Genomic DNA, 21,095 nt, shown 5'->3' on the forward strand with positions numbered 1-21,095 from the left:
TAAGTTATTGTTTATGAAGACAAAATATATATTAAAAGGATTAATTGCCACTTTATTGCTACTGTTCATAGTTTCAGGCTGTGAAAATTACAGTGAAGGTGTGATAGAAGATATTGGTGCAAGCAGAGAACTTTCGCCAATAGGGATTACAGCCAGGATCAGGAATCAGACTAAAGTTGAACTGGATTGGACAGTAAGTGAAGACGCTGATCATTATACAGTAGAAATTGCAGCCGGTGATCCGGAATTTAAAACTATTTTTAAAACGATTAACGTAAATGCTGCCGAATTGCCAATTCAGGTAGCTTTAGAAGGAGAAACTGTTTATTCTATCAGGGTAAAATCGGTAAGCAATACAGGTAAAAGCGATTCTAAATGGTCTGTTGTTACGGCTACTACTTTATCAGAGCAACTCTTCCTTGCTGTACAAGATGGGGATATTTTATCAAAAGATGTTACTTTAAGATGGGTTCCTAATAGTAATGTTACAGAGTTGGTACTTAAAAATAGTGATCCATTAAAAACAGTAACACATACTATCACAGCTGAAGAAAAAGTAAGTGGAATAGCAACAATTACCGGATTAACTTCACAGACTATATATACTGCAGATTTATATAACAATACTTCAAGAAGAGGTTCAAGGGTAATCAAAACCGGTATTGATATTTCTGATGGTATTGAGGTAGGTCCTGAAGATAATTTAGCCACTGTAGTAGCTAATGCGCCAACCGGCTCAGTATTAATATTAAAGCCTGGTGACTATACTTCACAAGTAATAACCCTAATATTGACTAAGCCTGTTACTATTAGAGGATTAAGAGATTTTGATAAGCCTAAATTAAAACTTACTTTTTCTATTACTCCAAATAGTGGCGATGTTAGTTTAATTGATTTAGATTTAAAAGGAGATGCTGGCAATAAAGTAGATGTAATACGATATTCTGCTAGTGCTGATTATGGTAAGCTTTTAATTAGTGGTTGTACAATTAATGATTACGATCGTACATTTATTGGAGCTGGAAGCGGTATAGCTGCTAAAATTGAATCGATAATTGTAGAAAATTCTGTTATTACTAATGTAGGAACAGCTGGAACAGGATCATTTATTGATTTTAGAGCTGCTTTTGCAGATGAGATTATTCTAAGACAAAGTACATTTAATAAATGTGTTGCTGGTGGAAGTGCCTTTATAAGAGAAGATAGTGCTACAACATTTGGTACCGTTACATCAGACATATCAATTGAAAATTGTACATTATATGGTGTGACCAATACGATTGCTGCAAGTGGCTCTCAAATATTCTATGTTCGTTTCGTAAAACATAACCTTGCTGTACGCAATTCAATATTTGCAGAAACGGTAGCGAGATACGCCAACCAGTCCACTACGGATAGTCCTGTGTTTGTAAAAAACAATTATTACAACACACCTAATCTAAATTTTGCAAATCCAGTGCTTCCATTAAAATCGGATGTTTCCGGAACGGCATTAGATCCTCAATTTGTTAATGCAATTTCTGGTGACTTCACAGTTCAGAATCAAAACCTGATTGATAACAATATAGGAGATCAGCGTTGGATTAAATAAGCTGATAAAACAATTTTTAATTATAAAGGCATGCTGAATTTAAAACATTTTTGCATGCCTTTTTTACTAAAAATTACCTAAATATTTAATACAATAATTATTAAATAAAATGAAAGCAAAAAATATTTTAAGCCTGATAGCTTTATTTGTCTTGATTGCCTGCCAAAATGATGATGGAAACACAGAGGTTTCAGCTATATTGGTTCAAGTGATTGAAATACAGGGAACTGATATTGCATCAGGTGTAAATGGACAGATGACAGCAAAAATAACACCTGAAAATGCAACTGATAAAACAGTATCATGGAAAGTTTCTGACGCTGCAATTGCTGAAATATCTCCAACAGGTCTTATAACTGCAAAGAAAAATGGAACCGTTACTATTACTGCAACTGCAAAGGATAAAAGTACTGTTTCAGCTACAAAAATAATTAATATAACCAGTTTTTCAGTTAATCCTGTTGGTTATGAGGTTTCCAATGTTACAGAATTAAGTACAGCTCTTGCCAAAGTAAAAGCAGGTGAAACTATTCTTTTGAACGGAGGTACGTATGCTCTCACTTCAAAAATTACATTAGCTGCATCCGGAACTTCAGATAAACTGATAACGCTTAAGGCAAAAGACGGAGCAGTAAGACCAAAACTAGATTTTTCTGCAATGCCTGAAAGTTCAGCTAATCAGGGAATAGTATTAACAGGTAATTATTGGCACATAAAAGGAATTGATATTTATAAAGCAGGAGATAATGGAATGCAGGTGAAAGGAAGTAATAATGTAATTGAATTTATGACATTCTCAGAATGCTCTGATTCCGGATTACAATTAGACAACGGTGCTGCCAATAATACGATTCTGAATTGCGATTCTTATTTTAATGCCGATGCAACTTTAGAAAATGCTGATGGATTTGCCTGTAAATTAAATGCAGGAACAGGTAATAAATTTATAGGTTGCAGAGCATGGCAAAATTTAGATGATGGCTGGGATGGGTATTTAAGAGATACAGATAATATTTCGACTACTTATCAGAATTGTTGGGCTGTAAAAAACGGTTATCTTAAAACAGGAATCAAAGGAGTCGGAGACGGAAACGGATTTAAAACCGGAGGGAGTGACGATAAATTACTAAAACATAATGCTAAATATACCAATTGTATAGCAGCAGGAAATGTAGCGGATGGTTTTGATCATAATAGCAATAGAGGAGAAGTTACGATCTATAACTGTTCCGCTTATGATAATGGAAAAAATTATTCTTTTAGCAGTACAAATCCGTTAGCAAAACTGATTATTAAAAACAGTAATGTTCTGGGAGCTTTCGGAACTGCGCTTGCTGATGTTGTCGATGTAACTAATAACAGCTGGCAAAACGGAATAACAGTCACTACAGACGATTTTACCAGTATTGATTATTCCCAGTTATTAGGAGCGAGAAAAGCAGATGGCAGTTTACCGGATGTTACTTTCTTTCACTTAAAAGCTGATAGTGATATGATCAACAAAGGGGTCGATGTTGGCTTGCCATTTAATGGCACATTACCTGATTTGGGTGCTTTTGAGCTTTAAATATTGATGATAATATTAGAATTTAACAATAAAATAATTCGTTGGGTAATCATCAAAACTAACGTATTAAATAATGACCATTAACTTTTTTTACAAACTAAACTTTAACCATTTAACACATTAACTATGAAGAAAAATTATCTATTTTTTTTAGTATTGATTCTGTTTGGATCCGTTGTACGGGGCCAGATTACGAATTCAATTACTTATGATTTTACAGACGGAACCATCATTGCTGCCAAGCAGAGTACAGATGGTAAACTGACTTTGGGAGGTGCCTATACATGGCATAACAATAGTCCGAGTGGCTATGGTTTGGATTTGAAATTGAACCAGGAAATTAATATTTCAGTTCCAGGAAGTTGTACGATTCGATTTCTTGGTTCTCAATATTCCGGTTTAAAACTTACCGGAACTTCTTCTACATCTGCAAATCTTGGAACTCAGGTGACTACAGTAGTCAATGATAAAGTAGATACGTATGATTTTGTATATTCAGGTGTTGCGGCTGTCTTAAACTTTAAGGCTGTAGTAGGAACTGGCAATGATATTTATCTTCCAAAAATTGAAGTTATACCGTCTCAGCTTGGTAAAGATTTTACTTCTCCTGAGAAAAATATTGCTTATTCTTTTGATTTAAGAGATCAGAGTATTATTTCAAGTACATATCCGGGAAATACTTACGAACTGGGATTGTTTAAAATTGAGGCTGGATGTTGTAATGCTTATAGCTTAAATGGAGCTCAGCATGGTATTGCATTCAAAGCAGGAAACAAGATTACACTTAAGGTTGCAGGAAATAGTTATATTAGGGTTGCAACTGATCAGTTTTCAGGCGGTACTATAAAAGCTACAAGTGCAACTGGTGCTTTTGATGTAACGACGGTTAATAATAATACTGGAACAACTTTTAGTAATGGAGCCCCAACTTATGTTAATATTTTATACGTGGGAACTGCCGGTACGGTTACGCTTGAAAGCGTAGGACCAACCAATTATTTACCATACATTGAGGTGTCTCCCGTACCTTATCCTGTTTCATTAAGTTCTTATGTGCAAAAAACAGGTACTATTGCTATAAATGGAACTACTATTAATCTTCAATCAGGAATTGATGCTGTATCTAATGCTATCGTTAGCGTTAGTGCTGGTACTGTAATTAGTGCTACTAACGAAAAAGCATCAGTACGAATAAACTTGAATGGAAGTGCGTTGTCTGGTTTTACATCTGTTTTAACAGGAGATATTGCTTCAGTGAGTGTTAATGGCGATGTAATGACAGTTACTTATACCAATAGTGCGGCTGATCCAAAAACCTACGCAATTACGATTAAGGATAATAGTATTGTTGCTGCGCCGGAATTCGGAAAAACCTACACCTATAATTTTGCAAACGGTTCAGAAATTCCACAGACAGCTTATACATCTCTGCGATATAATACCTATGTTACCAATGATGGCATGGTTACCATAAAAAGTAATACGGTTACTGACGCTGTTAAGTTTGGTTATCACGATGCTGCACACGGTGGTGTTTTCTATGCAGGAAATTCATTTGATGTAGCGTTAGCAGGTAATGCTACTATTACCGTTATTGCATGTACGTACGGATCTCCGGATGCTCTTTTAGAATTTAGAGATGAATCAAATAATCTTTTAGGTACCATTAGAGCACAAAATAATGGTTTAACTGATGCACAACCATTTAGTTTTTCTTATACAGGAGCTAAAGGAATTGTCAATGCAAAATTAGTTAGTGCTGCTAACCCAACAGCAGAAATTTATATTCATGGTATGAGTGTTGAAAATGCAGCAGAAGTAATTACCTCAAATGGTAAAACTGATGTTTGGGATTTTGGTGCAACACAGCTTGATGTTACTTTGTATAACAATAAACTAACTCAGTCAGCTATTAATGGTTGGTATTTACCTTCTGTTGTCGTAGGGAGTAATGGAAATGTTTTGCCTTCTTTTTCAGCAGGAGTATTGAGCTGGGTAGGAGGATCAAATGACAGATTAAGAACCCTTAATACAAATCTTACCCGTTTCGATGAAAATTATTCGGGAACAACTGACTATCAAGGTAGAGTGTATGTTAATGGTGGAGCAGCTGTAGGAAGATACATGAGCTTAACATTAAGCGCAGATGATGAAGTTACGGTTGTTGCCAAGACAGATGCAGGTGGAGTTGTTAATTTTGAATATGTTGGAAATCCTGCTGAACAAACCGATCAAGTCGCACTTTCTTCCACTATAACTGAACTTAAATTTGTAGCTAAAAAATCGGGAACGTATCATATTTTTGATACTAAAGATAAGCCTAGCTATTATAGAATTTATAGAAAGGATGCAGATTATGTTAATCTTACAGGAACTTTAGATGTGGCACAAGCCAGTGGAATTCCTAATGGATATAATGTTTTGTTTACAAATTCTGCAGGTAAGGCTTTTGCAGCAACAATTGCTTCAGGTTCTTATACGGTAAAATTGCCGGCGGGATATATGTATAATCTGAGTTTGTCTAATGCAAATGGATATCTTATTAATAATGGAAGTTCGTTACAAGTATTAAAAACGACTACAACCCATGATGTTGTAATTGAAAAAGTACAATTGTATACAGTTAGTGGTGCAATTACAGGCTTGGGGACTACTATTTCAAATTTAATTTTAAAATATACTGCTCCGGCTTCTGCTAATAAAATTTATGTACCTGCACCAGTGATCAATACAGCTAATGGTACTTATACTGTAGATTTAGAACCAAATACAGAATATACTATTTCAGGTCAAAACGTAAATGATTTTGAGATATTAGCCAATACAATTACAATTACAGGAACTACAAGTGCGAATGTAGCATTTACCGCAAAACCAACATATCCAATAACCATTAATACAACAGGTTTGGATGCTACTCAGATTAGTAATTTAAAATTGACATTTACAAACCTAAACGAAAGTGGGTATGTGTATAATTTTAATTCTGTTTCAGGAATAGCGTTACGTAATGGAACTTATAGTATTTCATACAGCGGGTTAGATAGTAATGTAGTGGTAATGACTTTGACGTCTAATTTAAAAGTTACTAATGCTGCAACTTCTAAAACACTTGATTTTGTAGCGCCGGCTTCAACTGGTAACACAGCTTATTCGCCAATTCTTACTGTTGGTACAGATAAGACATATAAAACAATTAACGCTGCTCTGAATGCTGTAACAAAAATGACGCGTACAGCTACAGATCGTGTAACAATTATGATTGATCCGGGTAATTATGAAGAAATGCTGGTCATTAGCCAGGCAAATGTAACGTTGAAAAATGCTGCTGCAACTCCAAACATTAATTTATTAAATAAAGGAGTTGATATTGATGCAGGAGCAGTAAGAGTTACTTCTTATTATGGTCACGGTTACAATTATTACAGTATGTCATCTGATCAAAAGTGGCATGAAGATGTTTTAAAAGTAAACAAAGAAAATGGTTATTTATCCTATGAGAATAAAGGATCTGGAACAACAAATGGTTCTTATTGGAATGCTACAGTTGTAGTGGGGGCAAATGGTTTTGAGGCTAATGATATTATTTTTGAAAACTCATTTAATCAGTATGTTTCTAAAAAAGAATCTGAAGATGTTGTAGTAATGTGGACTACAGGAAGTAAAGGACAGCGTTCAACTACTTATGGTGATACAGAAGTACAAAGAAAAAGTTTTGTTGAAAGAGCAGCTGCAATTTCTATTCTGAACAATATAGATAAAGTTGTATTGAATAAATGTAGAGTTGTAGGTCGTCAGGATTCTTTTTACGGAGGTACTGGTACAAGAGTTGTGGTTTACAAAGGTGTAATGATGGGAGGTACTGATTATATTTTCGGCGGAATGAATGCTGTTTTTTATAAATCAGACTTAGCCATGAACACAAGTGATGATAGTGGAGATCAGTCTTATATTACGGCTCCTCAACAAGCATCAGGAAGAGGTTATTTAATGTATGAGTGTAAGGTTACTTCGGCAATACCGGGTACAGAAACGGCCTCAGTATATCGCTCTAAACCTGGTTATTTTGGTCGCCCTTGGGCAGCAACAACCAGTGAAGTTGTTTTTTTCAAAACGACTATAGAAACGACTAATTTCACTGCTAATGCTGGTCAGTCTTTAATTGTTCCATTGGGATGGAATGATTCATTAAGTGGGCAGTCTGCTAAAATGTATGAATACGGAACTATCGAAAATTCAGGAGCAGATAATTCATCAGCTCGTGCAGCTTGGGCTACTAAGCCAGCAACAGCAACACTTACAGATGGTACTGCTATTACAACTTTAAATTTTACAAAAGGAAGTGATGGATGGGATCCGTTACCACAATTAATTGCTAATGAAAGTTTAGGTGTAAAAGATAATACGCCAACTTCTGCGGTTAAGGTTATTGGATACAAAAATAGAATTGCCATTTCAAATGTTAAATCAGAAACTGCTGTAGCTATTTATACTATAACAGGATCTAAGGTTAAAACATTCAAAACGACTCAAGATGTTGATTTTGAATTTCAAAATGGAGTTTGGATTGTTTTAATTAAAGCTGAAGATGGTCAGAAGGCTGTAAAAGTTATCACGAATTAATAATTTGGCTTAACGTTTAATTTAAAGCGGGTTTTTGGTTTTCCAAAAACCCGCTTTTATTATTATAAAACTATGGTTTTTAGTTAAAATCACTCAAAACTTTTAAAGATGTATAAAAAGACAAGATAAAATTTTATTTAAATAAAAAAAATCCTTAATTTAGACAATCGATTACATGTGTAATTATTAACCTATAAAAATTAATTATGAAAAGAAAATTACTTTATTTAACTTCAATTTTGCTTTTTTCAGCAATTTCAATAAATGCTCAAACTACAGTTTGGGATTTTGGCAATAGTACTTCAAGTGTAAATGATGGTGCTGTTACCGCTGCATGGCCAGTAACAGCAGGCGGTGTTGGTACTATTGGAGCATCCACTGATGCGGTAATAGATAAATTAGGTTTATATTCAAATGCTCCTGCATCAACAGCTATTACAAATTTTGGAGCAGTTAATGCATCAACCGGAGATTTTTCAGCTGTTACTGGTGGAGCATCATATACAGGAGCTAACCGTTTCCAGTTAAATGGAGGTGGCGGAGGTTCTGCTGGGAATGTTTTGCCAACACAACGTTACCTTTATTTTAATGTTGATGGAGCTTGCACTGTAAAAGTTTGGTTTAAAACAGGCAGTAATGGTACTGTACGTAACGTTTTATGTACTAATGGGGTTGCTCTTCTTGGTTCTGGTACATCTAATTCTGGAGGATTTGGAGATTTAGTTACTTTCACAGCAACGATCTCTGCTGTTCAGGCTGCGGTGGGTAAAATTTATATCTATGGAGATACAACCTCTAGTAATATCTATAAAATCGAAGTTACAGGTGCTAATGTAACAACGACCTTACTTGGTGTTGATGACTTTCAGGCTGATGCCTCTTCAAATGTTTTCTCTAATGGAAAACTGGTTTTTGTATCCGATGTAAAATCAGACACAAAAGTTGATGTTTACGGAATCAGTGGTGTTTTGGTCAAATCATTCACAACAGGATCAGATACAAGTTTTGATTTAAATACAGGTCTTTATGTGGTTAAATCAAAATCAGCTGAAGGTGAAAAAACAGCCAAAGTGCTGATTAACTAATTTACCTCTTAAAATATAATATTAAAAAGGAGAATATTCAATATCGAATATTCTCCTTTTTTTTGCTTTATGATTTTAATAATACATTCTAAAATCCAATAGTTTACAAAGCGCATAATGTTTCTGGTATAACTCTTCTACAACCTCAGCAAGATTATCATTTTCCTGGTATAAACTAAAAAAAGCCTTATCTATCGTACTGGAACTTGCTATTTTATTATACGATGATCCGTAACCTAAAATGGCACGGGCACCTGTAATATCCAAAAAATATTGTGCTTCTTCATGATTTAAATCCAATATTTTTTTATTGGCAAAATGAATCACTTTTCCTTTCATCCTCCCTTCAAAAAGTTCTGCTATTTCTTCAAGGCTGTAATAATAATCATGAAGACATATATTATTCGGCTCACCGGGCATGACGAAGTAAATAATTTCATAATCCTTAAAATTATGATCATCGTAAAGCAAGGCATTCAGGCTTTCTTCTAATCCTTCAATGGTATCACAGCTTTTATAAATACTGGCAATACCCTGATCGAGAGCAATTTCCTCTAAACTTTTTACCACATCTGTAACTGAAACAATATCTACATCCCGAACTCCTTCGAGGCAGAAAATAAATTTTTCATAATCCATACAATTATGTTTCTATAAATAAATATACCAAATACCAGTTTACACAAATATATTTTTTATTGTTTAAAATGCTATTATATTCTTAGTTTTTTAAACACATTTTATAACAATATTTTGGATATAGTATTCCAGTATTCATTAGTCTAAATAAGGGAATTGTGTGAGCTTTTGGTAAAATTATATAAAAATTAAAATTCTTAAATTAAATATCTGTTAAACAATATTCTTTATCTGTAGCTCCAAAGGCATAAATGACACTTGACCCGTACTTTATAAAATATAATGAGGCCGATCTAAAATAACTTAAAATAGTTTTCTGAGTTAAAATTATCCAGTTAAAATCTTTGGTTCAATTGCTGGATTGAACCCAATATTATTTGTCTTCAGAAAAAATAAAATCTTTTTTACTGTTTTCAGAAGTATAGTAATTTCATCAAGAAAAGGCTGTTTACAATCCTTTTTAAATCAAAGAGGCAATAGAAAACATATTCCAGTACAGGAGAAGGAAAAAGACAATTAAAGAATATTAAAAAATCGGGTATCATTATAATTGATACCAAAAATTATTACAATGGAATATAAATAAACATTTTGGTACCCAGATTTAGTTTACTGGAAGCCTTTATAAATCCTTTATGATTGGCAACTATTTTCTTTACCAGTGTAAGACCCAGGCCACTCCCACTATATTGGTCATTGTTATGCAATCTGTAAAAAGGATCAAAAATTCGTTTTTCATAATCCTTACCAAACCCAATACCATTATCGGCAACAGAAATTTTCACATAATTCATTTCCTGTTTTTCTCCAATTTCATCAATTTCATGTTTTGTAGCCTCAATCGTTTCAATTTTTATTTCAGGAGCAACGCCATCTTTTGCATATTTTATGGAATTCATTATCAAATTTGTAAATAATTGTTGCATTTGGTAAGGAATGACATTTAATTGAGGAAATGAGCCAACTGATACAGCAGCATTTTTTTCATTAATTGTATCTTTCAAATCGGCAAGAGTCTTTTTTAACAGCAAATTCATATCTGTTTTTTTATATTCCTTCTCTATAAAGTTAATTCTCGAATAGTTAATCAGATCAGTAATTAACTGGCTCATATTGGTCGCAGAAAACAAAACACGTTCAAGATGGTGTTTTCCTGTTTCGCTTAAATTTTTTTCATTTTCAAAAATAATTTTTGAAAACATGTGAATTTTGCGAAGAGGTTCCTGTAAATCATGACTTGCCGCAGAAGTAAAAGTTTCTAACTGCTCATTGTATTTTTGCAATTCGGAATTTTTAGCTGTCAGTAATTCATTTGCGCTTACTAAATCTGTAATATCTTCGAGAGCTAAAAGAATCATGCCTTCAGGCTTAGAATTAAGTATAGGACGTGCATTTACCATCATTATTTTTTTTCCAATATCAGTACAAACAGTATCTACTTTGAAATCCTCGAGGATGATCTTATCCTGCGTTATATTATATATTTTTTGTCTGAATTCAGGAACATTCCATTGACATTTGCCAATCTCAAAAAAGCTAAAGCCTACTGTTTCATTCTCAGTTGTATTAAAATATTTATAAAATGCAGGATTAGCACTCCTGATTATAAACCCCTTATCAATAATTAATAATGGCTCACGAATTGTTTGTATAATTGATTCAGAATAATTACGGGTTGATATTAGCTGTTCCTGACGATCCATAAGTTCATCATTTACACACATCAATTCTTCATTATTAGATTGGAGTTCCTCGGTAGAAGTTTCTAATTCTTCGTTTAGAGCCTGAAGTTCTTCACTACTGCTTAACAGTTCTTCATTGGTAGTCTGCAATTCTTCAAAAACTGTTTGTTGTTCTTCTGTTACCCTTTTAATATCTTCCCGCATTTGGGAAATTTCTTTTTCAAGTTCATTATTTCGTTTTTGATCTGAATTTTCTATATTCAAACTATTTTCAACAGCATCTGGTATCTCTTTTTTGTAAAAAAGTACCATAAGATATTCATTATCATGCTGAAGTGGAAGTATTTCAAAAGAAGCAAGATAAGACTTGTTTTTAACCTTAATATTGTTTTTTTGAATAGTTACTTTTTCATTCTTTACTTTTATAATAGCATTACGTAATTCAAAACTAATACCTTCACGCGCCATTTTTAAAATATCAAAATTTGGTTTTCCTGGTGATGGTGATAAAAAAGGACTGGTATCTCCATGAAAATGAACAATCTCAAGATGTTCATTTATTATTACACTTGCAGGAGTATAGTCAGAAAATAAAATGTCAGAGGCTATTTTTCTGAAATCAGTTTGCGGAGTATTTTTTATTTCTTCAGGTTTAACTTTATTCAAGTCGATTTGAGGACGTTTAAATGCTTCCGGGAGATACCGTCCAGGTGCAAATTTCCGAATATAAATTTTTTCCTGTTTTCCTATGTTTTCAAATAAATTTTGAGCATTGGTTGCCGTTTCTGATTTTCCTAAAAACAATAAACCTTTTTCCTTTAATGAATAATGAAAAGCAGTTAAAACTTTATTTTGCAAAAGCTGGTTGAAATAAATGAGTACATTTCGGCAGGTAACTAAATCAATTTTTGCAAAAGGAGAATCTTTGATAAAATTATGCACTGCAAAGATGCACATATCACGAATTATTTTATTGATATGATAATGCCCATCTCTTCTTGTAAAGTAATTACGCAATCGTTCTTCAGATATTTGCTGTACATCCTGATGTGAATAAATGGCTGCCCTGGCTTTTGTAATGCATTTTTCGGAAATATCAGATGCGAAAATCTGCACTTTGATATCCTTATTATTTGTTTGTGTTAAATATTCATGGATTGAAATAGCCAAAGAATAAGCCTCTTCGCCTGTTGCACAGCCTGCCACCCAGATTCTAAGTGTGTTATTGCTGATATTTTGTAGTATTAATGGAAAAACAATTTTAGGTAAACTTTCAAAAGATTTCTCATCCCTAAAAAAATACGTTACAGGAATCAGCAAATCATTAAACAATGAATCCTGTTCATTTTTATCATTGTTAAGAAAATTATAGTAATCCTCAATTGTATCTTTTCTAAGAATAACCATTCTTCTGGCAATGCGCCTTCTTATGGTGGGCTGTTTATAATTTCGAAAATCATTGCCAGTTCTTAAAAAAATAAGATTAATAATTTGAAAGATAATACCTTCTTCATTTTTTGGTATATGTTCCTCTTCTGTGTAAGCATAATTGGTTATGTAGCTCTTTTGTATTTCCAATAATCTTGAAGGGATGTTTTCAGGAGCTACTATATAATCTATCACCTCAGCTTCAATTGCATTTTGTGGCATCCCTTTAAAGGCTGCAGTTTCAGGATCTTGTGCAATAGTAGCCCCTCCTAATTCCTTAATTTTTTTAAGTCCTGCTGTGCCATCAAAAGCAGTTCCTGAGAGTATAATGCCAATGGCAAAGGTTTTATGAACTTCGGCAAGGGATTCAAAGAATATGTCTATACTGTTGTTTCGTCTTTCGCTGCGTGTTCTCTGTTTAAGTTTTAAAACCCCATCATGTGTAATTACAAGAGTGTTTTCTGGAATAATATAGACATGATTAGGAGCGAGATTGATATCATTAATAATTTCATGAACAGGTAATATAGTATGTTGAGCTAATATTTCAGGCAGATTGCTTGGATAATCAGGGGATAAATGCTGAACAACAACATAGGCCATTTCTGAGTCTTCAGGAATTGCTGTAAGCATTTTTTTAAAAGCATCTAAACCTCCTGCGGAAGCACCAATACCAACAACCGGAAAATTTTGTGCTTTTTTTGGAGGATTATTTTTTTCTGGGAAATTCATAATTATTTAAATGAGTTAAACCAAAGGTATAAACTCTTTTAGAATTAAAAAATTAATAAGCGTTTATGTGGTAATCATGTAAAACAAAGTTTAATAATGTATAAAAAAAAGTTCAATTTGTTTCCAAAATTTGTATTTACGATAAATATTATAGATGTATTTATCTAATAATCAAATTATTAAATTAAAATTGAATATCATGAAAAATTTATTTTAATAGCCATAATGCTTCATACAACATCTACATCTGATACTCCAGAGAGTCAATTCATGTGTGCATAAAAAAGCCTGTAATTGTTTAAAAATTACAGGCTTTTTTATGCATATTATTTGCTTAAAGAGACTCCAGGTATGTTTTAAAATTGATCAGATCTTCTCTTACTAATTTTTCGAAATACGGATTTAGCAATTTTGCCGCACTTTCTCCTGCTACTCCAAGAGGTGCATGGTAAGAGATTGTGACAATTATTTCTGTTCCGTTTCCGCTGGGTCTGAAAACAACTTTTCCAGCATTTTTTATTAATGAATCCGGCAACGAATTCCAGCTGATAAGTCTGTCTTTTTCATCTTTGATTATTTCTGCTTTCCAGCTGAGTTTTCCAATTCCCGCGGGACCTTTTGCAGTCCATTTTGAAGTAGTATAACTCAGGGGTCTAACAGATTCAAGATGTGTCATGAACTTTGGCAGGTTTTCAAAATCACGCCAGAAATTATAAACTTCATTTATCGGCTTTTCAATGAAACTATTTACACGAATATTTACATTTGATGACTTGTCATTTTTAAGATGATCAACCGCATCGTAGACTGGGCAGTATCCTGAAATACCTCGCAACAGCATTGCCCCGCCACTGCCAATTTTTGTAACACTTTTGTTTTCCTGTGATAACCCTTTGTATAAAAGATAGCCGCCACTGGTAATCATTGCGATTCTTTCTAATGTTGATACATTTTTTTTAATCTTTGGCAAGATTGAATTTTGATTTTTGGTCTGAGCTGTTGATATTGTTTCCATAATGTTTATTTTTTATTGTTTTTAATTATTAAATAGTAGGATAGCTACTGGTAATGATTGCTTTTCGTCCTTTTAATTTTCCTGATCCTACATATGAATTTTCTTCGTGGTCAGGTTTTATATTGATGAATACTTTATATCCCGGAAGGTTCTGCTTTTTTTCATCATAAGGAGGCTGCATATATTGAGTAAGAGGATTTTTTTTCGTTTAATCATTTTTCATAATGCCAAAATTAAATTTATAGGTTAAAAATAGCTTCTTTATAAGCCATTAGATTATAGTATTTTTGCTCATTTTTATAAAATTAACGGATAGATATAAAATACATGTGTGATAGATCAGATAAAAATTTTGTACACAGCAAATGCTGCAATTCCAAAAATAACATGAGCCACAAAAAGCTGCAAATAGTATCCTTGAAAATCGATATTGGGTTTCTTTGAAGATAGTGTAAACATAACAATCCAGCCCAAAATTCCTATAATGCCACTTATTGATCCCAATAGAAAAGCCACAGGGCAAGACATTTCAAGGACATCATAAACCCATAGATAATGATACGCCACAACAAATGCTAATCCAATAAGATAGTGCAGTAACCAGGCTAAAATGATTTTAACCGGCATTGCTGCTTCAATACCTAAAAAAGTTAATATATAAGTAAGCAGTACTGGCTCTTTATATAATTCTCGGGCACTTGCAGAAACAACATAACTAAAAAGCGTCATAAGTGATGTTGCCGCTATAGAAGAGATAACGATTTGTAAAAGAATATCAAAGTTCATACAATGATGTTTAAAGTTATTATAAAAAAAATGTACTTCCAGGTTATCAATGTAAAACATAATTGTCAAAATTGACAACAACATTAGTATCAGCATGAAACATAATTGCAACAAGGAAGTACACTTATTTATCAGTTTTTAAGTTATTGTTTAATCGCCTTCTTTAAAGACCCGGACATTGCTTCTGCATCCTCAGCATAATTAGCACGGTAATATTTGAGAAGCTGCGCTTTAGTTTTTTTGGAATCCTTCGCATGACCTTCCCAAATAACACCAAGAGATGTATAAGGAGGAACCGTAACACCAATACTACAGAAGAAATTAGCGATATTTCCGGTAATATGTTCTACTCCGTCTGAATCCCCTGTTACTATTACTCCACCAATTTTTCCATCAAGCGGAGAATCTTTCCCGGCAAGGATAATATCATAAACTTCATCTAGTCTTTCGATGCATTTTTGAAGTTCTGATGAATGGTTATTCCACCAGATTGGTGTTGCAAATAATAAAATTTCTGCTTCAAGAATTTTATTATAGATCTTGGGCCAATCATCTTTTATGTCCATGTGTGTATATGTTCCCGGAATTATGTTATGGTTGGCGAGTTTTATTATTTCAAAATCAATATTTTGTTTGGTAAGATATTCTCCAAGAAATGCTGCAAGCGTTTCAGTATTAGAACGTCCTTTATTTTTAAGGGTGGCCAAAAGTATAATAGCTTTCATCTCTTTTATTTAATATGAATCTTATGTAAATCTGTTGCTGAAGGACCGTTAATGACAATTCCTTCTGTATCAAATCGGGAACCATGACAAGGGCAGTCAAACGATTTTTCATCAGCATTCCATTGCACGATACAGCCCAAATGCGGACACACAGCAGAAAAAGCTTTTAAGGTATTGTCATAATCACGATAAACTGCAATTTTTTTCAGTCCGGAAGAAAGTACTCCGCCTTCTCCTGCTGGCAGATCTGCAGTGTTTTTTAAATCAGATTCATTTATCCAATCTAAGTATTGTGAAGCCATATTACCTGCTTCCTTAACGAAATCGACAGCTGTTTTAAGGGTTATTCTTGAAGGACTATACAAATCTTCCCTTTGTTTTTAATTCCCATTATACTATCACAAATAATCATGGCACCAATTGTGGTATGTGTCATGCCATTACCTGAATCTCCTGTAATAATATAAATGTTGTCATCGCCAGGATTTTTCCCCATAGAGCCTAAAGAATCTAATGGTTCCATTACTTGGCCTGACCATCTGTAGGAGATGTCATCCAACATAGGAAAATAATTTCGGGTCCATGCCTCTAATCGCTCATATCGTTCTGACTCCAATATATTTTCTTCATCTGCCTGACCGGTTTTGTGATCTTCACCTCCGGCAATCAGCAAATCGTATTTGTCATCATAATTTTCCAGGCGAACATAATGATAAGGTTGGGAAAACCATTTAGATTCCTGATCTCCAGTATCCCACCAAAGTGAATAAGGAAGTTTTCCTTTTGGAATTTTCCCTGCAATCACATAGGTTCTGTAAGCATGTTGTTTGGTATGCATTGTTAAGGTGTCATTAATAGGCGTATTGGTTGCCACCACAATATGATCTGCAGAAAAAGTATAACCATTTACTTTTGCGCCTTTTTTCGTAATAGCTGTTGCATGAGCTTCCGTATAAATTGTACCGCCAAGCAAAATAATGGCATCTGCAAGTCCTTTAAGATAATCTAATACATGAAACTGTGCCTGATTGCTAAAAGCCACACAACGCCGCTTTTCGCAGTTTGCCAGTGCCGGAATTCCTTTTAGCAGAGTGGTTCGCAGTCCGGCTTTTTGCGTAGCATGGAATTCTTTATCCAGATTTTCTTCTTTGTCAGTTGGATGAAGAAATAAATAGCCATTTACTCTTTTAAATGAACAATTGATATTTAAATTAATACCAATTTTTTCAATTTCATCAATTGCTGCTGCATGACTTTGTGCTGCCAATTTTATTGTTTCCTCTCCAAATGTATCTTCCAAAAAATAATAACGGTCATCAAGTGCGCAGGTTAAATGTGCAGTTGTACGTCCTGTTTCGCCACTGCCTATAAAACCATCTTCTACTAAAATCACTTTTTTTCCCGCTTTTAGTAATTTATAAGCTGTAGTAAGTCCAGCGATCCCGCCGCCAATAATTAATACTTCAGTCTGAATATCCTGATTAGGTTTATTAAAGGAAATTATAGGCGTAGTATCAATCCAAAAAGAAACATTATCGCCTGAGGTTATACTGGAACTTTTTAAAATAGTTGAATTGTCCATATATGAAAATTTATAGAAATTTAAAATGAAGTGATAATGTAATTTATTGATTTCAAAGCTACTAATGACAAATATGAGATACTTACAATTTTATTGACAAATTTTATATGATTGCCATTGTGCCTTTTATGTAAGTATTTAAAAGAAAAATATAATTCCAACTGCTTTTATATTAGTTAATTAGATTTTACTAATTTTAAAATTAAACACATGAAAGCAGCAGTTATACACGGCCCTGGATCCATTAAATACGATACGGTTGAAGATCCTAAACTAATAGAAAAAGATGATATTATTTTAAAAGTCACTTCTACTGCCATTTGTGGTTCAGATCTTCACATTTATTCTGGTGGTTTTCCTCAGGCTAGACCTATGGTTTTGGGACATGAATTTATGGGAATTGTTGAAGAAACCGGGTCTGCAGTTACGAATTTAAAAAGAGGGGATCGTGTTGTTGTACCTTTTCCTATTGCCTGCGGGAATTGTTTTTTCTGCAACCACGATGTTCCCGGAAACTGCGAACATAGTAATCCGGAACATTATGGACCAGAAGGAGGGATTTTGACAGAGAAAGGAGGAGCTCTTTTTGGTTACACGGATTTGTATGGAGGGTATGACGGAGGACAATCACAATATGTTCGTGTTCCTTATGCTAATTACGGCCCAAGAGTAGTTCCGGATGATTTAACAGATGAACAAGTTCTTTTTCTTACCGATATTTTCCCTACCGGTTATACAGGAGTGGATTGGGGAGAAGTAAAAGGAGGTGAAACAGTAGCAATATTCGGTTCCGGACCAGTTGGTTTGATGGCGGCAAAAAGTGCCTGGCTGCGAGGAGCTGAACAAGTCATTATTGTAGATACATTACAATACAGGCTGGATAAGGCCAAAGCCACTACGGGTGCCACAACTATACTTTGGGAAGATGATGCTAAAGATGTTATACAGCATATCAGGTCATTAACCAATGGGCGTGGAGCAGACGTTTGCATTGATGCAGTGGGTTTTGAACCGGATAGAAGTTTTACTGATCGTGTTAAAGCTACCGTTAATTTTGAAAAAGGTTCAACAAAGGTATTAGAAGCCTGTATGAGTGCTGTGAGAAGAAGTGGTATTGTTTCTGTTTTGGGTGTTTATCCTGTAAATTACGATAATTTCCCTTTAGGTCAATTTTTTGATAAAGGGATAATTTTAAAAGGGGGACAGGCTCCTGCACACAAACATATTGACAAGCTTTTAGAATATGTCATTCAGGGTAAAGTAAAACTGGATGATATAATTACCCACAGATTGCCATTATCAAAAATTTCGCATGCTTATGATATTTTCAAAAAAAGAGAAGACGGCTGTGTAAAAGTTGTGCTTGATCCATGGTCATAATGTACATACAATTCCTAAAAAATATTCCAATAGGTCTTTTAGATTTATTGGAATATTTTTTTAAAATAGTCTGATATGTTTAAATAATATATTTACTACAAAAAAATCAATACTGAAAAATGATACAATTTGTAACAATGAATTTGTTATGGATTGTGTCTAAATTATTAATTTTGAGAGAAATGAATTTCAGTTTTTAAAGTAAAAAAAGTCAAAATGGTAAATGAAAGAGTAATGGAGAAGCTGACAATATTGGCAGATGCTGCAAAATATGATGTCTCATGTGCGTCAGGTCAAAGTAAACGTGAGAATAAAAATAAAGGAATTGGTGATTCATCAGGATATGGAATATGTCATGCTTTTACAGAAGATGGACGTTGTGTTTCGCTGTTAAAAATATTACTTACGAACCATTGTATTTTTGACTGCGCTTATTGTGTAAGCAGAAAAAGCAATGATGTAAAACGCGCTGCCTTTACGGTACAGGAAGTCGTTGACCTCACAATTGGTTTTTATCGCAGGAATTATATTGAGGGATTGTTTTTGAGTTCCGGTATTTTTGATAATGCTGATTTTACAATGGAAAGGTTAGTCAGAATTGCGAAGAAATTGCGTTTGGAAGAAAACTTCAATGGTTACATACATCTTAAGGCTATTCCCGGTGCGAGTGATGAATTACTCAAACAGGCCGGTATGTATGCAGATCGTTTAAGTGTGAATGTCGAAATGCCAACAGAACAAAGCTTAAAATTGCTGGCACCTGATAAAAATCATCGCGATGTAATTAAACCGATGGAATATCTTAAAAATGAGATTATTGAATATAAAGAAGAAAAGAAGCTCAATTATAAAACACCACTTTTTGCCCCAGCCGGACAAAGTACACAAATGGTTATTGGCGCAACGAAAGAAAATGATATGGAAATTTTGGGAATGGCCAATTATTTTTATGAAAAGATGAACATGAGACGTGTATATTATTCAGGTTATGTACCCATAAGTTATGATCACCGGCTTCCGGCAATAGGAACTCCAGTGCCTATGATTCGCGAAAATCGTTTGTATCAGGCAGATTGGCTGATTCGTTTTTACGGCTTTAATGTGAATGAAATTGTTGGATTTGATCAGCCTAATCTTGATTTGGATATAGATCCCAAATTAGGCTGGGCTTTGCGAAACCTCCATCAATTTCCCGTCGATGTCAACAAAGCCGATCTGGAACTTATTAAACGTATTCCGGGAATAGGATTTCTAAGTGCCAAAAAGATTGTAGCGGCAAGACAATTTAAAAAATTGCAGGCTCAGGATTTACAAAAACTCGGCATTTCATATAGTCGTGCGAGATATTTTTTAGCTTTTGCAACTCCTTTTCAATTGCAAAAAGATTTAACTTCAACTCAAATCAAGGATCATATTTTAAATACTCAAAAGAGTAAATATAAAAATGATTTCTCCAACCAACTGGCTTTATTTTAATTAAGATGACACAGGTAATATATGACGGAACCTATGAAGGTTTCCTTACAGCCGTATTCGAGATTTACGAATATAAGCTGCATGATGTTGTTTTTGCCAAAAATGAAGTTTCCGGAGGTTTGCTTTTTTCCAGCAAGCACACGGTAACAACAGATGATGCAAAAGCAACACGGGTTTTAAACGGACTAAAGATTCACCTTTCAAAAAATGGGTTTGAAGGTGTTTATTGTGCCTTTTTATCAGAATTAGATCAGATAGAAGAATTATTATTTCAATATATACAATATGTATTTTCGAGTGCAGTAAATATAGAGCAGGATTATGGTAATAGTATCGTATTAGATATTATAAAAGCATCTAATTTAACTACAAAAGAAAGTCATAGAATGAAAGCATTTGTGCGTTTCAAACTCACTAAAGATGATTTGTATTATGCTATTGTTGAGCCTGATTGTAATGTATTGCCCCTTATCGAAAAACATTTTAAAAGACGTTATGCAGATCAGAGGTGGCTGATTTATGATGCAAAACGAAAATATGGAGTTTATTATGATCTTCAGAACCTTTCAACGGTTCAGCTTCAGTTTGATTCCCATTTGAATTCTTCCAAGTTTTTAGCTGAAATATTTGATGAAGATGAGGAATTTTTCCAAAATCTATGGCGGCGTTATTTTAGCAGTGTGAACATCGAGTCAAGAAAAAACATGAAGCTTCATGTTCAGCATATGCCCAAACGTTATTGGAAAAATTTGATAGAAAAAATTCCTAATATTAAAAAATAGAG

At 33.8% G+C, this 21,095-nt stretch carries 15 protein-coding genes; 7 read left to right on the forward strand and 8 right to left on the reverse strand.

All coding sequences use genetic code 11. From position 1 onward, the window contains the following. Positions 1-13: 13 nt before the first annotated feature. The 4 genes from ABI657_RS02690 (at position 14) to ABI657_RS02705 (ending at position 8,866) form a co-directional block, all read left to right on the forward strand. A complete protein-coding gene (locus tag ABI657_RS02690; RefSeq protein ID WP_348095696.1) occupies positions 14-1,591 on the forward strand; it encodes a DUF5123 domain-containing protein in 1,578 nt (525 codons plus the stop codon). Between the two features lie 109 nt (positions 1,592-1,700). Next, positions 1,701-3,158 (forward strand): Ig-like domain-containing protein, encoded by a 1,458-nt coding sequence (locus tag ABI657_RS02695; protein ID WP_348095697.1) that lies wholly within the window; start codon positions 1,701-1,703, stop codon positions 3,156-3,158. A 126-nt stretch (positions 3,159-3,284) separates the two neighbouring features. Further along, the gene (locus ABI657_RS02700; RefSeq protein WP_348095698.1) at positions 3,285-7,781 is read left to right on the forward strand and encodes a hypothetical protein; all 4,497 of its coding nucleotides are present in this window, start codon (positions 3,285-3,287) and stop codon (positions 7,779-7,781) included. 206 nt (positions 7,782-7,987) lie between these two features. Beyond that, on the forward strand, positions 7,988-8,866 hold the full coding sequence (locus tag ABI657_RS02705) for a T9SS type A sorting domain-containing protein (protein ID WP_348095699.1): 879 nt from the start codon (positions 7,988-7,990) through the stop codon (positions 8,864-8,866). A 75-nt stretch (positions 8,867-8,941) separates the two neighbouring features. Here the strand turns inward: ABI657_RS02705 and ABI657_RS02710 are convergent, their stop codons facing one another. From ABI657_RS02710 to ABI657_RS02745, 8 genes are all read right to left on the reverse strand, one after another. Next, the gene (locus ABI657_RS02710) at positions 8,942-9,505 is read right to left on the reverse strand and encodes a DUF6642 family protein (protein ID WP_348095700.1); all 564 of its coding nucleotides are present in this window, start codon (positions 9,503-9,505) and stop codon (positions 8,942-8,944) included. A gap of 566 nt (positions 9,506-10,071) precedes the next feature. Continuing rightward, positions 10,072-13,347, reverse strand: a complete 3,276-nt coding sequence (locus ABI657_RS02715) for a CheR family methyltransferase (RefSeq protein ID WP_348095701.1) — start codon at positions 13,345-13,347, stop codon at positions 10,072-10,074. 334 nt (positions 13,348-13,681) lie between these two features. Then, the gene (locus ABI657_RS02720) at positions 13,682-14,362 is read right to left on the reverse strand and encodes an SRPBCC family protein (protein ID WP_348095702.1); all 681 of its coding nucleotides are present in this window, start codon (positions 14,360-14,362) and stop codon (positions 13,682-13,684) included. 28 nt (positions 14,363-14,390) lie between these two features. Continuing rightward, complete coding sequence (locus ABI657_RS02725) at positions 14,391-14,543, reverse strand: hypothetical protein (protein WP_348095703.1); 153 nt, start codon at positions 14,541-14,543, stop codon at positions 14,391-14,393. Between the two features lie 158 nt (positions 14,544-14,701). After that, complete coding sequence (locus ABI657_RS02730; RefSeq protein WP_348095704.1) at positions 14,702-15,148, reverse strand: hypothetical protein; 447 nt, start codon at positions 15,146-15,148, stop codon at positions 14,702-14,704. Positions 15,149-15,291: 143 nt separating this feature from the next. Beyond that, positions 15,292-15,873: a flavodoxin family protein gene (locus ABI657_RS02735; protein WP_348095705.1), complete on the reverse strand. Its 582-nt coding sequence runs from the start codon at positions 15,871-15,873 to the stop codon at positions 15,292-15,294. A 5-nt stretch (positions 15,874-15,878) separates the two neighbouring features. After that, on the reverse strand, positions 15,879-16,238 hold the full coding sequence (locus ABI657_RS02740; protein WP_348095706.1) for a Rieske 2Fe-2S domain-containing protein: 360 nt from the start codon (positions 16,236-16,238) through the stop codon (positions 15,879-15,881). Then, the gene (locus ABI657_RS02745) at positions 16,217-17,455 is read right to left on the reverse strand and encodes an FAD-dependent oxidoreductase (protein ID WP_348095707.1); all 1,239 of its coding nucleotides are present in this window, start codon (positions 17,453-17,455) and stop codon (positions 16,217-16,219) included. The genes ABI657_RS02740 and ABI657_RS02745 overlap by 22 nt, the downstream gene beginning before the upstream one ends. 210 nt (positions 17,456-17,665) lie before the next feature. Between ABI657_RS02745 and ABI657_RS02750 the strand changes: the two genes are divergently transcribed. The 3 genes from ABI657_RS02750 to ABI657_RS02760 all read left to right on the forward strand — a co-directional run bounded on the left by ABI657_RS02750 (position 17,666) and on the right by ABI657_RS02760 (position 21,093). Continuing rightward, complete coding sequence (locus tag ABI657_RS02750; protein WP_348095708.1) at positions 17,666-18,835, forward strand: zinc-dependent alcohol dehydrogenase; 1,170 nt, start codon at positions 17,666-17,668, stop codon at positions 18,833-18,835. A gap of 216 nt (positions 18,836-19,051) precedes the next feature. Further along, a complete protein-coding gene (locus ABI657_RS02755; RefSeq protein ID WP_348095709.1) occupies positions 19,052-20,311 on the forward strand; it encodes a putative DNA modification/repair radical SAM protein in 1,260 nt (419 codons plus the stop codon). A 5-nt stretch (positions 20,312-20,316) separates the two neighbouring features. Then, positions 20,317-21,093 carry a TIGR03915 family putative DNA repair protein gene (locus tag ABI657_RS02760; protein WP_348095710.1) on the forward strand — a complete coding sequence of 259 codons (777 nt, stop codon included), beginning with the start codon at positions 20,317-20,319 and terminating at the stop codon, positions 21,091-21,093. Positions 21,094-21,095 lie beyond the last annotated feature (2 nt).

The organism is Flavobacterium sp., from assembly GCF_039930565.1.
In the GTDB taxonomy this organism is placed as follows: domain Bacteria; phylum Bacteroidota; class Bacteroidia; order Flavobacteriales; family Flavobacteriaceae; genus Flavobacterium.

What these genes read in the sequence shown, in the direction of transcription:
- ABI657_RS02700 (WP_348095698.1), top strand. Translation starts at nt 3,285, where the DNA reads ATGAAGAAAAATTATCTATTTTTTTTAGTATTGATTCTGTTTGGATCC.
- ABI657_RS02715 (WP_348095701.1), bottom strand. Translation starts at nt 13,347, where the DNA reads ATGAATTTCCCAGAAAAAAATAATCCTCCAAAAAAAGCACAAAATTTT.
- ABI657_RS02730 (WP_348095704.1), bottom strand. Translation starts at nt 15,148, where the DNA reads ATGAACTTTGATATTCTTTTACAAATCGTTATCTCTTCTATAGCGGCA.
- ABI657_RS02720 (WP_348095702.1), bottom strand. Translation starts at nt 14,362, where the DNA reads ATGGAAACAATATCAACAGCTCAGACCAAAAATCAAAATTCAATCTTG.
- ABI657_RS02705 (WP_348095699.1), top strand. Translation starts at nt 7,988, where the DNA reads ATGAAAAGAAAATTACTTTATTTAACTTCAATTTTGCTTTTTTCAGCA.
- ABI657_RS02750 (WP_348095708.1), top strand. Translation starts at nt 17,666, where the DNA reads ATGAAAGCAGCAGTTATACACGGCCCTGGATCCATTAAATACGATACG.
- ABI657_RS02710 (WP_348095700.1), bottom strand. Translation starts at nt 9,505, where the DNA reads ATGGATTATGAAAAATTTATTTTCTGCCTCGAAGGAGTTCGGGATGTA.
- ABI657_RS02735 (WP_348095705.1), bottom strand. Translation starts at nt 15,873, where the DNA reads ATGAAAGCTATTATACTTTTGGCCACCCTTAAAAATAAAGGACGTTCT.
- ABI657_RS02695 (WP_348095697.1), top strand. Translation starts at nt 1,701, where the DNA reads ATGAAAGCAAAAAATATTTTAAGCCTGATAGCTTTATTTGTCTTGATT.
- ABI657_RS02690 (WP_348095696.1), top strand. Translation starts at nt 14, where the DNA reads ATGAAGACAAAATATATATTAAAAGGATTAATTGCCACTTTATTGCTA.
- ABI657_RS02725 (WP_348095703.1), bottom strand. Translation starts at nt 14,543, where the DNA reads ATGCAGCCTCCTTATGATGAAAAAAAGCAGAACCTTCCGGGATATAAA.
- ABI657_RS02760 (WP_348095710.1), top strand. Translation starts at nt 20,317, where the DNA reads ATGACACAGGTAATATATGACGGAACCTATGAAGGTTTCCTTACAGCC.
- ABI657_RS02745 (WP_348095707.1), bottom strand. Translation starts at nt 17,455, where the DNA reads ATGGACAATTCAACTATTTTAAAAAGTTCCAGTATAACCTCAGGCGAT.
- ABI657_RS02755 (WP_348095709.1), top strand. Translation starts at nt 19,052, where the DNA reads ATGGTAAATGAAAGAGTAATGGAGAAGCTGACAATATTGGCAGATGCT.